This is a genomic window from Eubacterium ruminantium (genome assembly GCF_900167085.1).
Taxonomy (GTDB): domain Bacteria; phylum Bacillota; class Clostridia; order Lachnospirales; family Lachnospiraceae; genus Eubacterium_Q; species Eubacterium_Q ruminantium.
Genome location: NZ_FUXA01000004.1, coordinates 160,886 through 176,953 on the forward strand (window position 1 = coordinate 160,886; position 16,068 = coordinate 176,953).

A 16,068-nucleotide genomic window follows, 5' to 3' on the forward strand; every position below is an offset into this window, starting at 1 on the left:
TGATTCAGGGCAGCTTTATTCAGTTTTTTGAATATTCCGTTTTACTAGATATTATATCTAAAAAGGGATTCTGTCATAATGGCAGGTTACTTATTTCAATATAATCAGGAGGGTCTGTTACTATGGAAGATGAAGAGAAGAAGAAACCTTTTACTAATGTTTTTCAGAAGTTGAAGAACATTCTGAGGAGGATGTCTAAGAAAAAGCGAGCAGAAGACGAGGCAGCTAGACTTGCCGCTGAAGAAGAGGCAAGACTTGCAGAGGAAGAAGCTAAGAAGGCAGCTGAGGAAGAGGAAAGGCGAATCTTAGAAGAACAGGCCAGAAAAGCGGCTGAAGAGCAGGCTGAAGTCGAAAGACTTATGAAAGAGACAGAAGCTGCTAAGGAAGCTAAGGCTAAGCGTGAAGCTGAAGCCAAGGCTAAGAAAGAGAAAGAAGCTAAGAAGAAAGCTGCAGCTAAGAAGGCTGAGGCAGTTAAGAAAGTTGCCAGCGGTGAAGTTGGAACAAAAGAAGATCAGGAAAAAGATAAGAAATATCAGGAAGAAGTTAAGAGAAGAGCAGAACAGGCAGCAAGAAGAGCTCAGCAGGATGCTGAGGAAGAAGCTGCAGAGGATGCATCAATCGATCCAGTTACAGGAGAGAAGATTTCTACTGATGATGGACTTGATCTTCCTGTATATCTCAACAAATATCTCAAGCTTGCTAAGACAGGTGATGATATAAAGGTTGCTATCAGTTCAATCCAGACACATCCGGAAACATCAAAGAACCTTGTTATTCTCGGACATAATGGATTCGGTACTGTAAAGGTCGGTGAAGACCTTGCAAGAAGTTACTTTGATCTTGGATTCGTTTCATCAGATAAGATTGCCAAGATTAAAGCTAAGCAGCTCAACAAGATAGGTCTTGAGAAACTTTCAGGACTTAAGGGAGGATGCCTCATCATCGAGAATGCAGGTCTTGTATCTCCTGATAAGCTTGTTGAAGTTATTAGGGATTCTAACAAAGATGCTAACGATTATGTCGTTGTTCTTACAGGTGAGATTGATTCACTTGCAAGATTCTTCGAACAGAATCAGGAAATCGTTGATGAATTTGTTTACCTCATTGATATCCACAAGATCAAGGAAAGAGGTATGTCAATAATCGCTAAGGGATATGTTAAAGAGAAAGGCTACAAAGCTGATAAGGTTATCTTTGATAGATTTAAGTCAGCACTCGGAAGCATGGAAGTTGGTAACATCGACAGATTCCTTGAATTCATTGATAACGTAATGAAGAAGTGCGATGACAGAGAAGCTTCAAATGGTGAGACCGGTAAGAAGGTTCTTTCAACTGAAGATTTTTAAGTTAATGATATCAAGTCCTCAGTTTTCTGAGGACTTTTCTTTATGCACAAAATAATAAAAGAAGGGGATAAATCTAAAATATGTAGGTGTATTTTTCTGGAACTTTCGTGTAAAATTTATTATGTGAAAAAATGTTTATTTATATCGACAAGGGTGTAAATATAGTTCTATGGGTGTCAGGAGGTATTTATTATGGCATGTTTTTTAGTTTCAGGCGCTGAGGCGGTTGCAGTAACTGTAGTTAAAAAAGTAGAAGAGAAAAAAGAAAAAAAAGCCCGGGAAAATGGTGACGATATAAAGGCAGATACAAGTAATTATCGTATTCCATTATCAAGAAAGATAGGATGGCTTACTAAGATGCTTTGGGGAGGTGCATTTCTCCTTTTGATCGAGCATATATGGCATGGAGAAGTTGTTCCTTGGCCACCATTTCTTACAGCAATGAAATCAAAAGAAGATACTAAAGTGATGCTTAAAGAAATCAGTACAGTCGGAGTCGGTATGGCACTTCTTGTTACAGCTGTATGGTTGGTTATGTTTATAGTATCAACAGTTATGGAGAAGAAGGGTATGATCAAAGAATCAAAACCTTCAAAGCTCAACCTTTCAGTACTTTTCCTTGCATATCTCGGAGCTAGACTTATGTGGTGTGTTGACGGAATTGCAGCTGTACGTGAGGGTGAGAAATTTTACGAATTTACAAAAAACAATATGTTACTTGAAGGACTTATCATTGTATGCGCGATCGCATATTGGTTACTCTATCAGCTGATCCACAGAAAAGAGATAAAAGCAAGATAACATTTGTCTTAGATGAACTAAAAATATAAGAAAGCGTAGGTAGAGAGATGTTAGAAGAATTAAAGAAAAGAGTTTATGAAGCTAATATGCTTCTTCCAAAATACGGTCTTATTACATTTACGTGGGGAAACGCAAGTGAGATAGACAGGGAATCGGGACTTGTTGCTATTAAGCCAAGTGGAGTTGAATATGACAAGCTCACTCCTGATGATATCGTTATACTTGATCTTGACGGAAAGATAGTTGAAGGAAAGCTTAATCCATCAACAGATACACCGACACATATTGAGTTATATAAAGCATTCTCTGATATTGGCGGAGTTGTTCATACACATTCGACACATGCTGTTGCATGGGCACAGGCAGGACTTGATATTCCATGTTACGGAACAACACATGCTGATTATTTCTATGGGGCAATTCCTTGTATAAGAAATCTTACAGCGGAAGAGATCGAAGACGGTTATGAGGAAAATACTGGTCTTTCCATAGTAGAAAGATATACAAAATCTGACATCAATCCTAAGTTTGTACCGGGATGTGTTTGTAAAAATCATGGTCCATTCACATGGGGCAAAGATGCAAAAGAAGCAGTTCATAATGCTGTAGTACTTGAAGAAGTTGCCAGAATGGCTATTTTAACAAGACAGGTTAATCCTTCAGCAGGAGAAACACCTCGCTATATGCAGGATAAGCATTTCATGAGAAAACATGGTCCGAATGCATATTACGGACAGAATAATTAATAAAATAAATGGGAGAGGTCACGTCTGTTTGGTGTGGCCTTTTTCAAACGAAGGGAGACATAAAAAATGAGTAAAGAGAAGATTGTTAACGGAGAGACATCGCTGGGTATCGAGTTTGGCTCAACCAGAATTAAGGCAGTACTTACAGATTATTCCGGTGCAGTTCTTGCCATAGGTACATATGATTGGGAGAATTCCCTTGTGGACAACATATGGACATATAGCGAGGAAGAGATACTTGCCGGCCTTAAGGGCTGCTATTCTTCGCTTGTTTCAGCCGTTGATTCAAAGTATGGTGTTAAGATAACAAAGATCGGTGCTATGGGTATCTCAGCAATGATGCATGGTTATCTTGCTTTTGATAAAGACGGAAAGCTTCTTGCACCATTCCAGACATGGAGAAACAGTAATACAGGTAAGGCAGCAGACGAACTTACAGAACTTTTCGATTTCAATATTCCTCTCAGATGGACAATATCACATCTGTATCAGAGAATCCTTGATGGAGAAAAGCATGTAAAAGATATTGCATTTGTAACAACTCTCGATTCATTTATACATTGCCTTCTTACAGGCGAGAAGATAACAGGTATAGGTGATGCTTCAGGTATCTTCCCTATTGATTCAAAGACATGTGACTATGATCAGACTATGGTTGATAAGTTTGATAAACTTCTTGATGATAAGGGTTACAGAAAGAGCCTTGGATTTAACTGGAAGTTAAGAGATATTCTTCCTAAGGTTCTTGTTGCCGGGGAGAAAGCAGGACAACTTACAGAAGCAGGTGCAGCTCTTCTTGATGAGAGCGGAAATCTTCAGGCGGGCGCAGTATTCTGCCCATCTGAAGGTGATGCAGGTACAGGAATGGTTGCTACAAATTCAGTTGCTCCTAAGACAGGAAATATTTCGGCAGGAACAAGTACATTTGCGATGATAGTTCTCGAAAAGCAGTTATCAAAGCTTCATAGAGAGATAGATATGGTAACAACACCTGACGGTTATCCTGTTGCTATGTCACATGCTAATAACGGAACATCGGATCTTAACTCATGGGTTGGTCTTTTTGCGGAATTCGCAAATCTTCTTATGGCAAAATATTCAAATGAAGATATAGAAGAACTTGAAAAGTTAGATGGCGCTGAGGCACAGTCAAGAGTAGATATCGGCGATATCTATGAGATCCTTTACAAGAATTCTTTGAAGGGTGATCTTGATGCAGGCGGACTTCTTTCATATGGTTATCTTTCAGGAGAAGGAATTACAGGATTCAACGAAGGTCGTCCACTTTTTGCAAGAAGACCTGACGGAAATATGAATCTTGCAAACTTCATGAAGTCACATCTTTATACATCACTTGGTGCCGTTAAGATGGGTCTCGATATAATCCTCAAAGAAGAAGGAATGGCTTGTGAGAGTATCAATGGCCATGGTGGTTTCTTCAAGACAGAAGGAGTAGGACAGAGATATCTTGCTGCTGCAGTAAATGCACCTGTAACAGTAATGGCAAATGCAGGAGAAGGTGGACCATGGGGAATGGCACTTCTCGGAATCTATATGCTTGAAAAAGATAATTATGCTTCTCTCAGTGAGTTTTTAGAGAAGAAAGTATTTAAGGATGTTGCTAAAACTACAGTTTGTCCTGATGCTAAGGAAGTTGAAGGATTTGAGAGATTTATGGATAGCTACAAGAAAGGTCTTGCTATCGAGAAGGCAGCTATCGAAAGTTTATAATTGATGATAAGCCACCGCACAATTATGATTATGTATGACTATAGTTGTGCGAGGCTTCGCTTAGAAATGTAAATAAATATGGGGAGGGGATAATATGCAGTATCGTAAAGATAAATACGGAAATGATATATCGGTTCTTGGTTTCGGGTGCATGCGTTTTACCAAGAAGGGAAGTTCCATTGATATAGATAAAGCTGAAAAAGAAGTTATGGCAGCTGTTAAAGCCGGCGTTAATTATTTTGATACAGCATATATTTATCCCGGAAGCGAAGCGGCAATGGGTGAGATCATTGCGAGAAATAATATCAGAAAAGATATTAATATAGCTACAAAGCTTCCTCAATATTTGATAGTCAGCAGAAAAGCCATTGATAAATATTTTGCTGAAGAGCTGCAAAGGCTCAGAACAGATTATATTGATTATTATCTGATGCATCATCTGACGGATGTTGATATGTGGGAAAAACTCAAGAAGATCGGCATTATTGATTGGATCGATGAGAAGAAAAAGTCTGGAACGATTAGAAATATCGGATTTTCATATCATGGAAATACAGAGAATTTTCTGAAGATACTAAATGATTATGATTGGGACTTCTGTCAGATACAATATAATTATATGGATGAAGTTTCTCAGGCGGGAGTTGAAGGTCTTAAGAAAGCTGCCGAAAAAGGTATACCTGTTGTTATCATGGAACCTTTGAGAGGCGGACGACTTGTGAATCTTCTTCCTGAAAAGGCGAAGAAGCTGATAAAGGAAAATAAAAAGCATTATAGTCCTGCAGAATTGGCATTCAGATGGCTTTATAATCAGCCGGAAGTTACCTGCGTACTTTCAGGAATGAACAGTATCGAAATGGTTGAAGAGAATTGCAGGACAGCAGATGATGCTTTGGCAGGTCATTTTACGGAAGATGATCATGCACTTATTGATAAAGTAAAAGAGATCATAAAAGAGAAAGAAAAGGTTGGTTGCACAGGTTGCAGATATTGTATGCCCTGCCCTAAGGGAGTTGATATTCCGGGAATTTTCAGATGCTACAATGCCATGTATACCGAAGGAAAAAGTGACGGAAGATTTCAATTCGCGCAAACGGTGGGGCTTACAAAAGAACCTGCATTTGCAAGCCAGTGCATAGAATGCGGTAAATGTGAAATGCATTGTCCGCAGAATATTCCTATAAGAAAGAAACTTAAGGAAGCCGACAAAAAACTTAGACCATTGCATTATAAGATAGCAATAGGCGTTGCCAGAAAGGTAATGTTCAGAAAAGCTAAAGTTAAAAAGAATAAGGACTGACTTTGCTTATGATGAGGTCAAAAAAACAGCTTTGATAAAAATCAAAGCTGTTTTTTGTAGTGCTTTTGTATGATTATAAATCTTTACCTGTAAGCATCTTATAGGCCTGAAGGTATTTGTCGATAGTCTTGTCAACAATCTCCTGTGGAAGGAACCAATTTTCAGGCTCTTCCTTATTCTCGTCAGACTTGAGCCAGTCACGAGCAAACTGCTTATCAAATGATGGCTGTCCGTGTCCTGCTTCATATCCGTCTGCAGGCCAGAAACGTGAGCTGTCAGGTGTGAGCATCTCGTCACCAAGAACGATATTTCCGTTCTCATCAAGACCAAACTCAAATTTTGTATCAGCGATGATTATTCCCTTTGTAAGAGCATAATCAGCACATTTCTTATATAAAGCTATTGTATAGTCACGAAGTTTCTCAGCGTATTCTTTTCCTTTTCCAGGGAATTCTTTCTCAAGAACATCGATACTCTGCTCAAATGAAATATTTTCATCATGATCACCGATCTCAGCCTTTGTTGAAGGTGTGTAAATTGGTTCAGGAAGCTTATCTGACTCGATAAGTCCTTCAGGAAGTTTAATGCCGCATACTGTGCCGTTCTTCTGATAACTAGCCCAGCCGCTGCCTGTTATATAACCACGAACGATACATTCAACAGGGAGCATTGTGAGTTTCTTAACCATCATGCTGTTACCGTCGAATTCAGGCTTCTGGAAGAATTCAGGCATCTCTTTAACATCTGTTGATATCATATGATTAGGAAGAATATCCTCAGTCATATCAAACCAGAATTTAGACATCTGTGTAAGAACAGTTCCTTTTTTGTGAATGATATTTTTAAGAATAACATCAAAGCAGCTGATTCTGTCAGTTGCAACCATGATAAGACTGTCGCCGTTGTCGTAAATTTCACGAACTTTACCTTCTTTAAAAGGCTTCATCTCGTTTGCCATTATTAAAATCCTCCTTAAAATGAAAACGTATCACAGATTAATAATGAGAAATATAGCATTCTCAGAATGAATGTAACTAGCATAGTTTATTTATATGTAAAAATCAAGCAAAAAAATCATTCTGAGATATCTTTTTTTGTATATATGATATATCCTGCCACGACACCGAGTATCATATAAAGCATTCCGGGAATTAGATATTCCGGCTTTATTGAATGGGTGGTTAGAATGTCCGAGCCTTCGGTATAACCAAAAGGAGTGATATATTTTAAAAACTTTGCATTAGAAGTTATGTTGGCAATGAGGTTGATAAAATATAAAAATGTGGCGAGACCTATTCCAAGACCGATTCCGGATTTATTCAAAGCTGCAGATATTCCAAAGCATATTCCTGCGATTTCAAGCTGAAGAAATACATTGGCAATATGTATTAAAACAAGTTCTTTAAATGCATTTCCCTCTCCGATAATAATGAGCGACGAAATTGAAAAGATAAGTATGATCACGTTAAGCAGAAGGATTATAACAGTTGTACCTATAAGTTTTTCTGTGAGCACACGTTTTCTTGAAACGGGATGCATAAAGAGGAAACTTGCGGTACGGTCTCTTTCTTCTTTCATGAGAACGGATATACCGGTAATCGCCGCAAAAAGAGCGCCGCCTATACCAAGGAGGTTTCCGCTTTCAACAGAATAAAAACCTGTGATGGTTCCGAGACTCAGCTTGTCGAGACCGAACATTGTAGAGAAAGAACCGATGGAAGAGAACATATCCGTAATCTGATCGGACTGATCCTTCATTTGCGGGAAGATAAATACGCAGATGGCCATAAATATTCCGATGGAACAGCTCCATATGATGAGTGACAACTTTTGTGTTTTAAGTTCATGTTTACAGATTGGCATCGGATTCACCTCCCTTTGTATCATAGTAATGCATAAATATCTCTTCAAGAGACGGCTCGGAAATATTGATATCCGTTATTTCCTGATTGGAAAGATTATAAAGTAGGCTTTTTATCTCTCCGTTATATAAGAATGTTGTTTTGCCGTCATCCGATGTGGATAAATGAGTTATTTCTTTTAATATGTCGGTATTAAGAGAACCGGCAACTGAAATCTTCTTGGCACCGGTCTTTTTAAGATTTTCAACTTCGTCTGCCACAAGAATTTTTCCATCTTTAATAAATGCAGCCATGTGGCAATGTTCCTGAACTTCGGTAAGAATATGAGATGAGAAGAAAATAGTAGAGCCCCTTTTATGTTCTTCCTTCAGAATATTAAAAAACTCTCTTTGCATCAAAGGATCCAGACCGGAGGTAGGTTCGTCCAATATCAGCAGATCCGGATGATGCTGAACCGCGCATATGATGCCAACTTTTTTTCTGTTACCGAGAGACAGCTCATCAACTTTTTTCTCGGTATCAAGACTTAACTGATCGCAAAGTCTTTTTGCTTCGCTGGTATCCTTGAGATTTCTGAGGGAAGCGGAATACTTGATGATATCTTTTACCTTCATTCCTTTGTAGAAGGTTATCTCTGACGGAAGATATCCGGTTTTTTCATGTATCTTATCAATATCATTTTCTATATCAAGATCCAGAATTTTGGCAGTTCCGCTGCTGGCTTTTATATATCCGAGAAGAGTTCTTATGGTTGTTGATTTACCTGCTCCGTTAGGACCTATAAAGCCATAGAATTCGCCGGCTTCCACTGATAATGAAAGGTCGGTGATTCCTCTTGAGGTTCCGTATTTTTTTGTTAGATTTTTGGTTTCGATAGCTTTCATATATTCTCCTTTTTATGTGACTAAGCATTTCGAAGATAGATCGATCTCCAGAAATCAATCATTTTCTTATAATCATCGGCCATTTTATCTATACTGAAATCTTTACTTTGCATTTCATGATATAAGAATCCTTCTGATGCGAGATACATATCTCTATACATCATTGAAAGATCGAGACCTTCTTTGAAAAGGGCAGGATCAAGTTCGGGAATCAAGATGTTGGTAGAGAGCTGGCGGAAAGGTTCTATAATCTGGGATAATTCATTTTTTATATCCTCATCATCGTCATAGTAAGCTTTCAGTGCAAAATTGGACATGTCCGGATATTTATGCATCATTTCGATTTTTGCCTGAAGTCCTTTATACATCATTTCAAATATATCCTTTTCTTCATATATATTTGAATTACTTAGATGATCGATAGTTATCTGTCTTACGCAGGACCAAAGAAATATATAGAATTCTTTTTTATTCTTAAAATAGAAAAATAAAAGAGATTTGCTTATGCCTGCCTCAAGAGCTATCTCATTCATAGGACTTTTCCTATAGGTATTTTGAGAAAATACTCTAAAGCCGGCATTTATAATCCGATTTCTTTTTTCTTCGGGAAGGGCAAAGAACTTATCGTTCATATAGTTAGTCTCCTCGTATTATAGTCATACATCGAGTTATGCAATAAAAATATTACGTGATCGATTCATTTTTTATTCAAGCTTCTTTGACAGGTATGGTTTTTAAACTCGTACCTCGTTGACCGATTCGGTTAATTAAAATTATACTCCATTGACCGTTTTTGAGAAGACATAATATTTATGGTGTGATATAATTTTTTTTGGCTTGAAAATTATAATAAAACAAGAGGATGTATTATGAATGTAAAAATCAAAAATATAATTGTATCTTATTTGTGTATGTTTTCTTTGTCGTTTTGGTTCATGTTTACATTTTGTGCGATCACTGATACCTTAATATTTAAACACAGAACGCTTAAGTCATTTGGAATCATGATTCTGGCAGTGATAATTGTAAGTGTTATTGCTTTACTGATATATATAAATACCAAGTCTTACAAAGCCAGGGTGGGAATAATTGCGGAATATTATGAAAAAGGTTATACACCGACACTAAGAGATCTGGTGACAACTGAGATAAATCGCATATATGAAGAAGGTAATCTTAACGTTAAGATTGATTGGTACAATTTGTTAATATGTATTTTAACGGAATATTATACTATCAATGGAGATATAGAGAATGCCTATATGACAATAAATAAGATTAACCGAAAGTTTATTTATGATACAGGAATGCTCAATCATCAAAAAGCATTTTTCTCACATTATGCCAGCAGGGCGGAATTATATGAAATAACGAATAATATTCAGGGAATGCTCAGTGTAATTGATGAGACAAAAATTGCTATTGATAAGTGGTATCATAAGAGTAAAGCTACAGATATATGTATAGATTATATTATTTCAATATACATGATGATGGTTGGAAATTACGATAAGGCATTTGAATATGCAAACCATAGCATGAAAAAAGGAAAAGTTGGAAAAGAGTATGCATTTATCATTTTGGGACGCCTTTATAGACGTATGGGAAATTATGCGGAGGCTGAAAAGAATTTCAATATGTGTTGTTCCCTAACAAAATGCGCGAGTGTTAAACAGAGTGTCCTTTGGGAGATGACAAGAACAAAACAGAATTAAGGAAAAATCCGATAAGAAGGCGATGACTGATATGAATGAAAAATTAGGTAATTCAGTAAATGATGAAGAGAAAGTTAAAAGATATAATGATCTTTTGGCGGAAAGATACGAGCTTCTGATGATAGAATGTCCGATTATCGATTATAAGTACTGGGATAAAATTGAAAATATGCAGGCTGAGGTATTTCGTAAAAAATTGAAGCTTCTTGAACTTACTGAGGAAGGAAGAGATTTTTCAAATCAGTATAAGGCTCTTTCAAAAATGGAAGAAAAAAAAGCGGAAGTTGAAAGAAGATATAAAGATGCCTGTCATCTTAAGGAAGAGGGGAAAACCTTCAGCCCGGAAAAGATAAAAAGAGGAGAGGATCTTGAGAAAAAGATTCAGGAACTTACAGAAGAGATCAAACAAATAAAAACATCTTATCCATATAATAAAAGGTTTATCGTGAATAGTCCCAGAGCTGTTGCGAGACATAGGGAAAGACTTCAGTTACTTATTGATGAGTATGATAAGGAGATAGAAGAATGTTATATAAAGATAAGATCACAAAAGAATTGATAAGTGTACTTATAAAATCAGCATTTTCAGCAAGAGAAAAGTCCTATGCTCCATATTCGAAATTCCATGTCGGGGCAGCGGTGCTTGCGGATGATGATAAGATTTATACAGGATGTAATGTTGAAAATGCATCATATCCTGCAGGAAGTTGTGCTGAGACCATAGCTGTAAATAAGGCGGTTTCTGAAGGCGTGAGAGCCATAAATGCAGTAGCTATTGTCGGAGGTGCAGATAAAGTTACCGATTTTATATATCCTTGTGGAATATGCAGACAGGTGATCTCAGAGTTTAAAGGTAGCGAAGGCGTTGCAGTGATCATCGCAAAGAGTGAAGAAGACTATAAAGTTTTTGACATATCCGAGCTTCTTCCGGGGGCTTTCTCAAGTGATGATATGAACTAAAGTCGGGATTAATGGGAAGACCTCAGGTAGATGTAATTATTATATGACATGGGCATATGACATGGGCATATGACATGGGCATATGACATGGATATATGATATAGGTAGATGTATTAATCCGGTAAGGATACTCCGAATATGATTATTGGGTGTCCTTTGCCATTGTTATATCCGGTAACGGCATCATAGAGAGTCGGATATGACTTGCTTCCCTCATAATCATTATGGATTCGGTAAGAAGCTTTTTGTGAGGCAGATAAGGAATCTCTTGTGATACACATTGTATGAATCATTGACCATGGATTCTGACCTTCATTAAAAGTAGAAAAAATATATACAGGATATTTTTCTTCAAATGACCTGCAGTTTTTTTCATTTATCTTTGAAGATTTTATTTTTTCAACATTATATTTATGATTCAAAAGATATTTATATAAGGCATTAGGATTTGTGCCAAACATTCCGCGCAGCGATATCCCTTTCTTGGAAAAAAGTCGAAGGAGCTGTGGGAAAGAATGATGAGACGGTTTAAATGAGTCGGGAACAGATTGTTCCGGGCTCTTTTTTTGTGCAGAAAAATTTTGATACTCCAGAAAATGCATAGCATTATAAAGAGCTATTACCTCACAGGTGTTATCGGCACCTGTCATTTCTTTGCCGTTAAAAAGTTTCTTTCCGATAAATCCTTTATTGGTTCCGTATCTGAATTCGGACAAGAGGGTCTGGTCTTCTATAAGATAAATGGAACCTGCGGCCGGAGTATTGTTTAGATACTTATGCCATGCTTCTTTGTTGTTAAGATACTGTTCATTAATAAGTTTATTTTTAATATGTCCTGAAAGAACAGACATTACAGCCAGCGATAATCTATCTATTAAATTAGAAATTATTCCTTTTTTCTTCATATAAAAAACCGCCATTTTTCTACAAATTCTCTGGGTTTATCTCTTTGTTGATTATAACATTTTCGGGCGTATTGCTGTCAAGTTGTGAGGGTATCCCGGCACAGTTATTCTTAATTAATCATTTTTTAATGTGTTTTTAATTTTCGGCACATTCTAAATTAATTTTGCGTTGTTATATTTTTCACATGAAATCTTGATAAGGAGGAAAGTTATGAAAGTATTTATAAAGTATATTTTCAAAAATATGACTGAGAAAAAAGGAAGATTTGTTCTGCTGATCTTATCCATCGCTTTAAGTACCGCGCTGCTTGTTGCATGTACCGGTCTTGTGGATGTGATCAAGGATGGATTTACATCTCAGTTGACAGAGATGAGTGAAGGTCAGGATATATATGTGGTCAATAATAGTGATAATCCGTACTTCACTGAGCAGGATATAGATACAAGTAACCTGGAAAACATCGTAGGAAGATTGGAAACGGTGGGGGTTATATCTGAAAATGAAAAGATAAGATATGTATCTGTAAGTGGTAGAAAATCATATGATAAAAGTATTATCGAAGGTGAAATGAATTATGAAGATAATTCAGCATCATGTATGATCTCCAAGAGAATTGCAGATGAGAGAGATATCAATATCGGTGATATCCTTTCAATCAATATTAACGGAGAAGAAAAGGGCTTTGAAGTAGCATCCATTGCTGCAAATGAAGGAACCTTCTACGGTGATACAAATAACAGTTTTAATATAATCGTTCCATATGAATATTTGAACGAGGAAATGGATGCTCACGACACATATAATGTTATAACAGCTCAGGTTAAGTCGGGAAGCGTAAAAAAGTTCGTTAAGCAGTTTAATAATGCAAATGAGTTTTTTGAAGCAAGTAACATAGGTGATATTTCCTTTATAGGAGTTGGTACCCTGAATGTATCATTATACGGTATGCTTTCAATAGTCGTTTTGGTAAGTTCGATCATTATTTACGGAGTATTTAAACTTATAATAAATGAAAGACTTTCTGTCATAGGAACATTTATGAGCCAGGGAGCTACCAAGAAGAAGATAGAACGCATCATCCTTTCGGAAAGCTTAATGTATTCTATCATAGCAGGAATAGTCGGATCGGCGATTGGTGAGTTAATCCTCTTTGGCATAGGCCGTATGGTATCCCCTCTCGCAAAATATAAAATATACCTTCCGTTTAATGTTAATTATGTTCATGTAATAATCGGAATCATTTTTGCCATCATTCTTTCGATACTTTCCGCATATATGCCGGTAAGAGCAGTCAGAAAGCTGGAAGTAAAAGACGTAATTTTAAACAGAGTTGAATCAATAAATAAAAAAGGCAAAGCTAAGTTTATTATTGGACTGATCATTTTCGTAGCATCAATTGTTTTATATGAAGTTGATAAAAAGCCGAGCGTATTAAGTGTAATAGAGATGATAGGCATCATCGTAGGACTTATAATGATTGTTCCAACTATTGTGAAATTAGTATCGTCACTGTTCTGCAAGATATTTAAAAATAATACAAATGTCTACCTTGCAATGAATAATGTAAGAACTTCAAAACTTCTGAGAAATAATATAGTTCTTATAATCATCTCTCTTACATCGGTATTCTTGGTATCTTCGGTAGGAGAAACAATGAAAGATGTTGTAAATGATGCATATGAAGAAATGAAATATGATTACAAAATTCAGTCTATCATGGCAAGTAATGACAGAATATCTACAACAGATCGAATCATTGAAAAGTTAAATAGTATTGATGGAGTTGATAAGGATTCTATTTGTCCTGAACTTCGTACAATGGGCGAAATAAAAGGACAAACGATCTTAGTAATGGGTGTTGAACCCAAAACCTATGCAGATATGAATCTTTATTTAAAATTAAAGGAAAAGAAATATAAAGATGACTATGAAGAGTTTGCAAATGCTGAAGATAATGCAGTTGTGATCACAGAGGTTAAAGCTAAGGAATTTAACAAGAAAAAAGGCGATATGATAGATATCGTTGTTAATTCTAAAACATATACATTCAGAGTTGCAGCAATCATTGATGGCGGACTTTATAATAACAGCACCTTCTGCCTTATCAAAAAATCCGATATGATCCGCGAAATGCATATAAAGGAAGCGGATGAAATCACATTCAAAGTTAACGGCGATTCAGAACAAGTAATGGATGAAGTAAGACCATACCTTTACAGTATTGGTGTTCAGTATTCAACCAGAGCTGAAGATACACAGAAGAATATTGAAAATAATGAAATGATGAGTAAAGTAATCTCAGCCTTCTCATATCTCGCAATGTTTGTCGCTTCAATAGGTGTATTAAACAATATCGTTATTTGTTTCAATCAGAGAAAGAAAGAATTTGCAGTACTTGCATCTGTAGGAATGAATGTAGGCAAGAGAAGAAATCTGATACTTACAGAAAGCTTAATATGTGTATTATGGAGCATCATAATAGCAATTCCATTTACATTATTTGTAAATCTGCTGGTTTCTAATTCACTTAAATATTCAGGATTGCTGTTTGATATCGCATTTTCATGGACATCGGTTCCGGTATTCTCAACCCTTATAGTAGCAATCATTCTTCTGGCTTCACTTTCTACAGTAAGAAAGAGCAAAAAGTTAAGTGTAGTCGGAGAACTTAAATATGAGTAAAAACATTTAAATTTATCAATAAATCGTAGTGATCGATTTGATTACAGTATGGAGGAAAAAGTTATGAATATTATAGAAGTAAAAGATCTCAATAAGAAATTTGTAAATGGTAAGCAGGAAGCACATATTTTAAAGAATATAAATCTTACAGTTGAAAAAGGAGAATTCGTTTCGATAATGGGTCCTTCAGGAAGTGGTAAATCAACACTTCTTTACCTTCTTGGCGGACTTGATAAGCCAACAACAGGCAGTGTCAAGATTGAAGGAACAGACATTAGTACTTTATCCGATAAGCAGTTATGTTCAATGAGAAATGACAAGATCGGTTTTGTATTCCAGTTTTATAACCTTGTTCCAAACTTAAGCGTTGAAGATAATATTGCGCTTCCGTTAATGATCAGCGGAGCCAACAAATCTGATTATAAAGATAAACTAAATGAATGCCTCGAGATTATCGGAATGAAGGATAAGAGAAAGCTTACACCTCGTGAACTTTCAGGAGGTCAGCAGCAGAGAGTAGCAATTGCACGTGCACTTGTATTTGACCCTGAAATACTTTTCCTTGATGAGCCTATCGGAAACCTTGATACTAAAACAGGAATGAAGATCATGGACCTCTTCAGAAAGATAAATCATTCTTTAGGAATGACAATAGTTCAGGTTACACATTCTGAGAAATCAGCAGAGTATGGAACAAAACTTGTAAAACTTGTTGATGGAGAAATCGACATCGTCAAGGACATTGATCAAATTACTAAAATTGCATAAAAATATTTAAATATAAATCCAGCCCCTAGGGTTTTCGCTCGCTAACAAAATGCTTCGCTCAAATCCCCGGGGGCTGGATTTATTCAAGGCAACCTCCAACAGATTTGAGCAAGGAATTATATTGAGCGATATATCTGTGAGTGAAGAATGTATAAATACAGCCGACAGGACTTTGAACGTATAATATTGTTAACAGGTGATATTCTGGAGTGAATCATATAAAAATACAGCCGACAGGACTTTGAACGCAGCATTTTGTTAGCAAGTGAAAAGTCCTGTCGGCTGTATAAGAATTAAACGTAGCATATGTTAGCAAGTGAAAAGTCCTGTCGGCTGTACATGAATTATTTACCACGCTAAATATAAT

15 protein-coding genes are annotated in these 16,068 nt (G+C 36.5%); 10 read left to right on the top strand and 5 right to left on the bottom strand.

Annotated elements, in window-relative coordinates:
- The first annotated feature begins 122 nt into the window (after window positions 1-122).
- The 5 genes from B5D25_RS02120 to B5D25_RS02140 all read left to right on the top strand — a co-directional run bounded on the left by B5D25_RS02120 (window position 123) and on the right by B5D25_RS02140 (window position 5,924).
- On the top strand, window positions 123-1,346 hold the full coding sequence (locus B5D25_RS02120; RefSeq protein WP_078786103.1) for a hypothetical protein: 1,224 nt from the start codon (window positions 123-125) through the stop codon (window positions 1,344-1,346).
- A gap of 192 nt (window positions 1,347-1,538) precedes the next feature.
- Window positions 1,539-2,147, top strand: coding sequence for a hypothetical protein (locus B5D25_RS12975; RefSeq protein ID WP_200803226.1), 609 nt, complete (start codon window positions 1,539-1,541; stop codon window positions 2,145-2,147).
- A 47-nt stretch (window positions 2,148-2,194) separates the two neighbouring features.
- Window positions 2,195-2,893: an L-ribulose-5-phosphate 4-epimerase gene (locus tag B5D25_RS02130; RefSeq protein WP_078786104.1), complete on the top strand. Its 699-nt coding sequence runs from the start codon at window positions 2,195-2,197 to the stop codon at window positions 2,891-2,893.
- A gap of 66 nt (window positions 2,894-2,959) precedes the next feature.
- Window positions 2,960-4,624 (top strand): xylulokinase, encoded by a 1,665-nt coding sequence (locus B5D25_RS02135; protein WP_078786105.1) that lies wholly within the window; start codon window positions 2,960-2,962, stop codon window positions 4,622-4,624.
- Between the two features lie 94 nt (window positions 4,625-4,718).
- On the top strand, window positions 4,719-5,924 hold the full coding sequence (locus tag B5D25_RS02140; RefSeq protein WP_078786106.1) for an aldo/keto reductase: 1,206 nt from the start codon (window positions 4,719-4,721) through the stop codon (window positions 5,922-5,924).
- Between the two features lie 73 nt (window positions 5,925-5,997).
- Here the strand turns inward: B5D25_RS02140 and B5D25_RS02145 are convergent, their stop codons facing one another.
- The 4 genes from B5D25_RS02145 to B5D25_RS02160 all read right to left on the bottom strand — a co-directional run bounded on the left by B5D25_RS02145 (window position 5,998) and on the right by B5D25_RS02160 (window position 9,302).
- A complete protein-coding gene (locus B5D25_RS02145) occupies window positions 5,998-6,882 on the bottom strand; it encodes a phosphoribosylaminoimidazolesuccinocarboxamide synthase (RefSeq protein WP_338082910.1) in 885 nt (294 codons plus the stop codon).
- A gap of 116 nt (window positions 6,883-6,998) precedes the next feature.
- Complete coding sequence (locus B5D25_RS02150; RefSeq protein ID WP_078786107.1) at window positions 6,999-7,787, bottom strand: ABC transporter permease subunit; 789 nt, start codon at window positions 7,785-7,787, stop codon at window positions 6,999-7,001.
- Window positions 7,774-8,670: an ABC transporter ATP-binding protein gene (locus tag B5D25_RS02155; protein WP_078786108.1), complete on the bottom strand. Its 897-nt coding sequence runs from the start codon at window positions 8,668-8,670 to the stop codon at window positions 7,774-7,776. The genes B5D25_RS02150 and B5D25_RS02155 overlap by 14 nt, the downstream gene beginning before the upstream one ends.
- A 20-nt stretch (window positions 8,671-8,690) precedes the next feature.
- Entirely contained in the window at window positions 8,691-9,302 is a 612-nt protein-coding gene (locus tag B5D25_RS02160; protein ID WP_078786109.1) for a TetR/AcrR family transcriptional regulator, read from the bottom strand.
- 237 nt (window positions 9,303-9,539) lie between these two features.
- Between B5D25_RS02160 and B5D25_RS02165 the strand changes: the two genes are divergently transcribed.
- The 3 genes from B5D25_RS02165 to B5D25_RS02175 are packed head-to-tail and all read left to right on the top strand — an operon-like array spanning window position 9,540 to window position 11,345.
- Window positions 9,540-10,385, top strand: coding sequence for a tetratricopeptide repeat protein (locus tag B5D25_RS02165; protein WP_078786110.1), 846 nt, complete (start codon window positions 9,540-9,542; stop codon window positions 10,383-10,385).
- A gap of 31 nt (window positions 10,386-10,416) precedes the next feature.
- Window positions 10,417-10,944, top strand: coding sequence for a hypothetical protein (locus B5D25_RS02170; RefSeq protein WP_078786111.1), 528 nt, complete (start codon window positions 10,417-10,419; stop codon window positions 10,942-10,944).
- Complete coding sequence (locus B5D25_RS02175; RefSeq protein WP_078786112.1) at window positions 10,911-11,345, top strand: cytidine deaminase; 435 nt, start codon at window positions 10,911-10,913, stop codon at window positions 11,343-11,345. The genes B5D25_RS02170 and B5D25_RS02175 overlap by 34 nt, the downstream gene beginning before the upstream one ends.
- 113 nt (window positions 11,346-11,458) lie before the next feature.
- On the opposite strand, the gene B5D25_RS02180 is transcribed toward B5D25_RS02175, so the two are convergent.
- Complete coding sequence (locus B5D25_RS02180) at window positions 11,459-12,250, bottom strand: hypothetical protein (RefSeq protein ID WP_143000628.1); 792 nt, start codon at window positions 12,248-12,250, stop codon at window positions 11,459-11,461.
- 211 nt (window positions 12,251-12,461) lie between these two features.
- Between B5D25_RS02180 and B5D25_RS02185 the strand changes: the two genes are divergently transcribed.
- Window positions 12,462-14,933, top strand: a complete 2,472-nt coding sequence (locus tag B5D25_RS02185; protein ID WP_078786114.1) for an ABC transporter permease — start codon at window positions 12,462-12,464, stop codon at window positions 14,931-14,933.
- Window positions 14,934-14,996: 63 nt separating this feature from the next.
- A complete protein-coding gene (locus tag B5D25_RS02190) occupies window positions 14,997-15,701 on the top strand; it encodes an ABC transporter ATP-binding protein (protein ID WP_078786115.1) in 705 nt (234 codons plus the stop codon).
- Window positions 15,702-16,068: the final 367 nt, after the last annotated feature.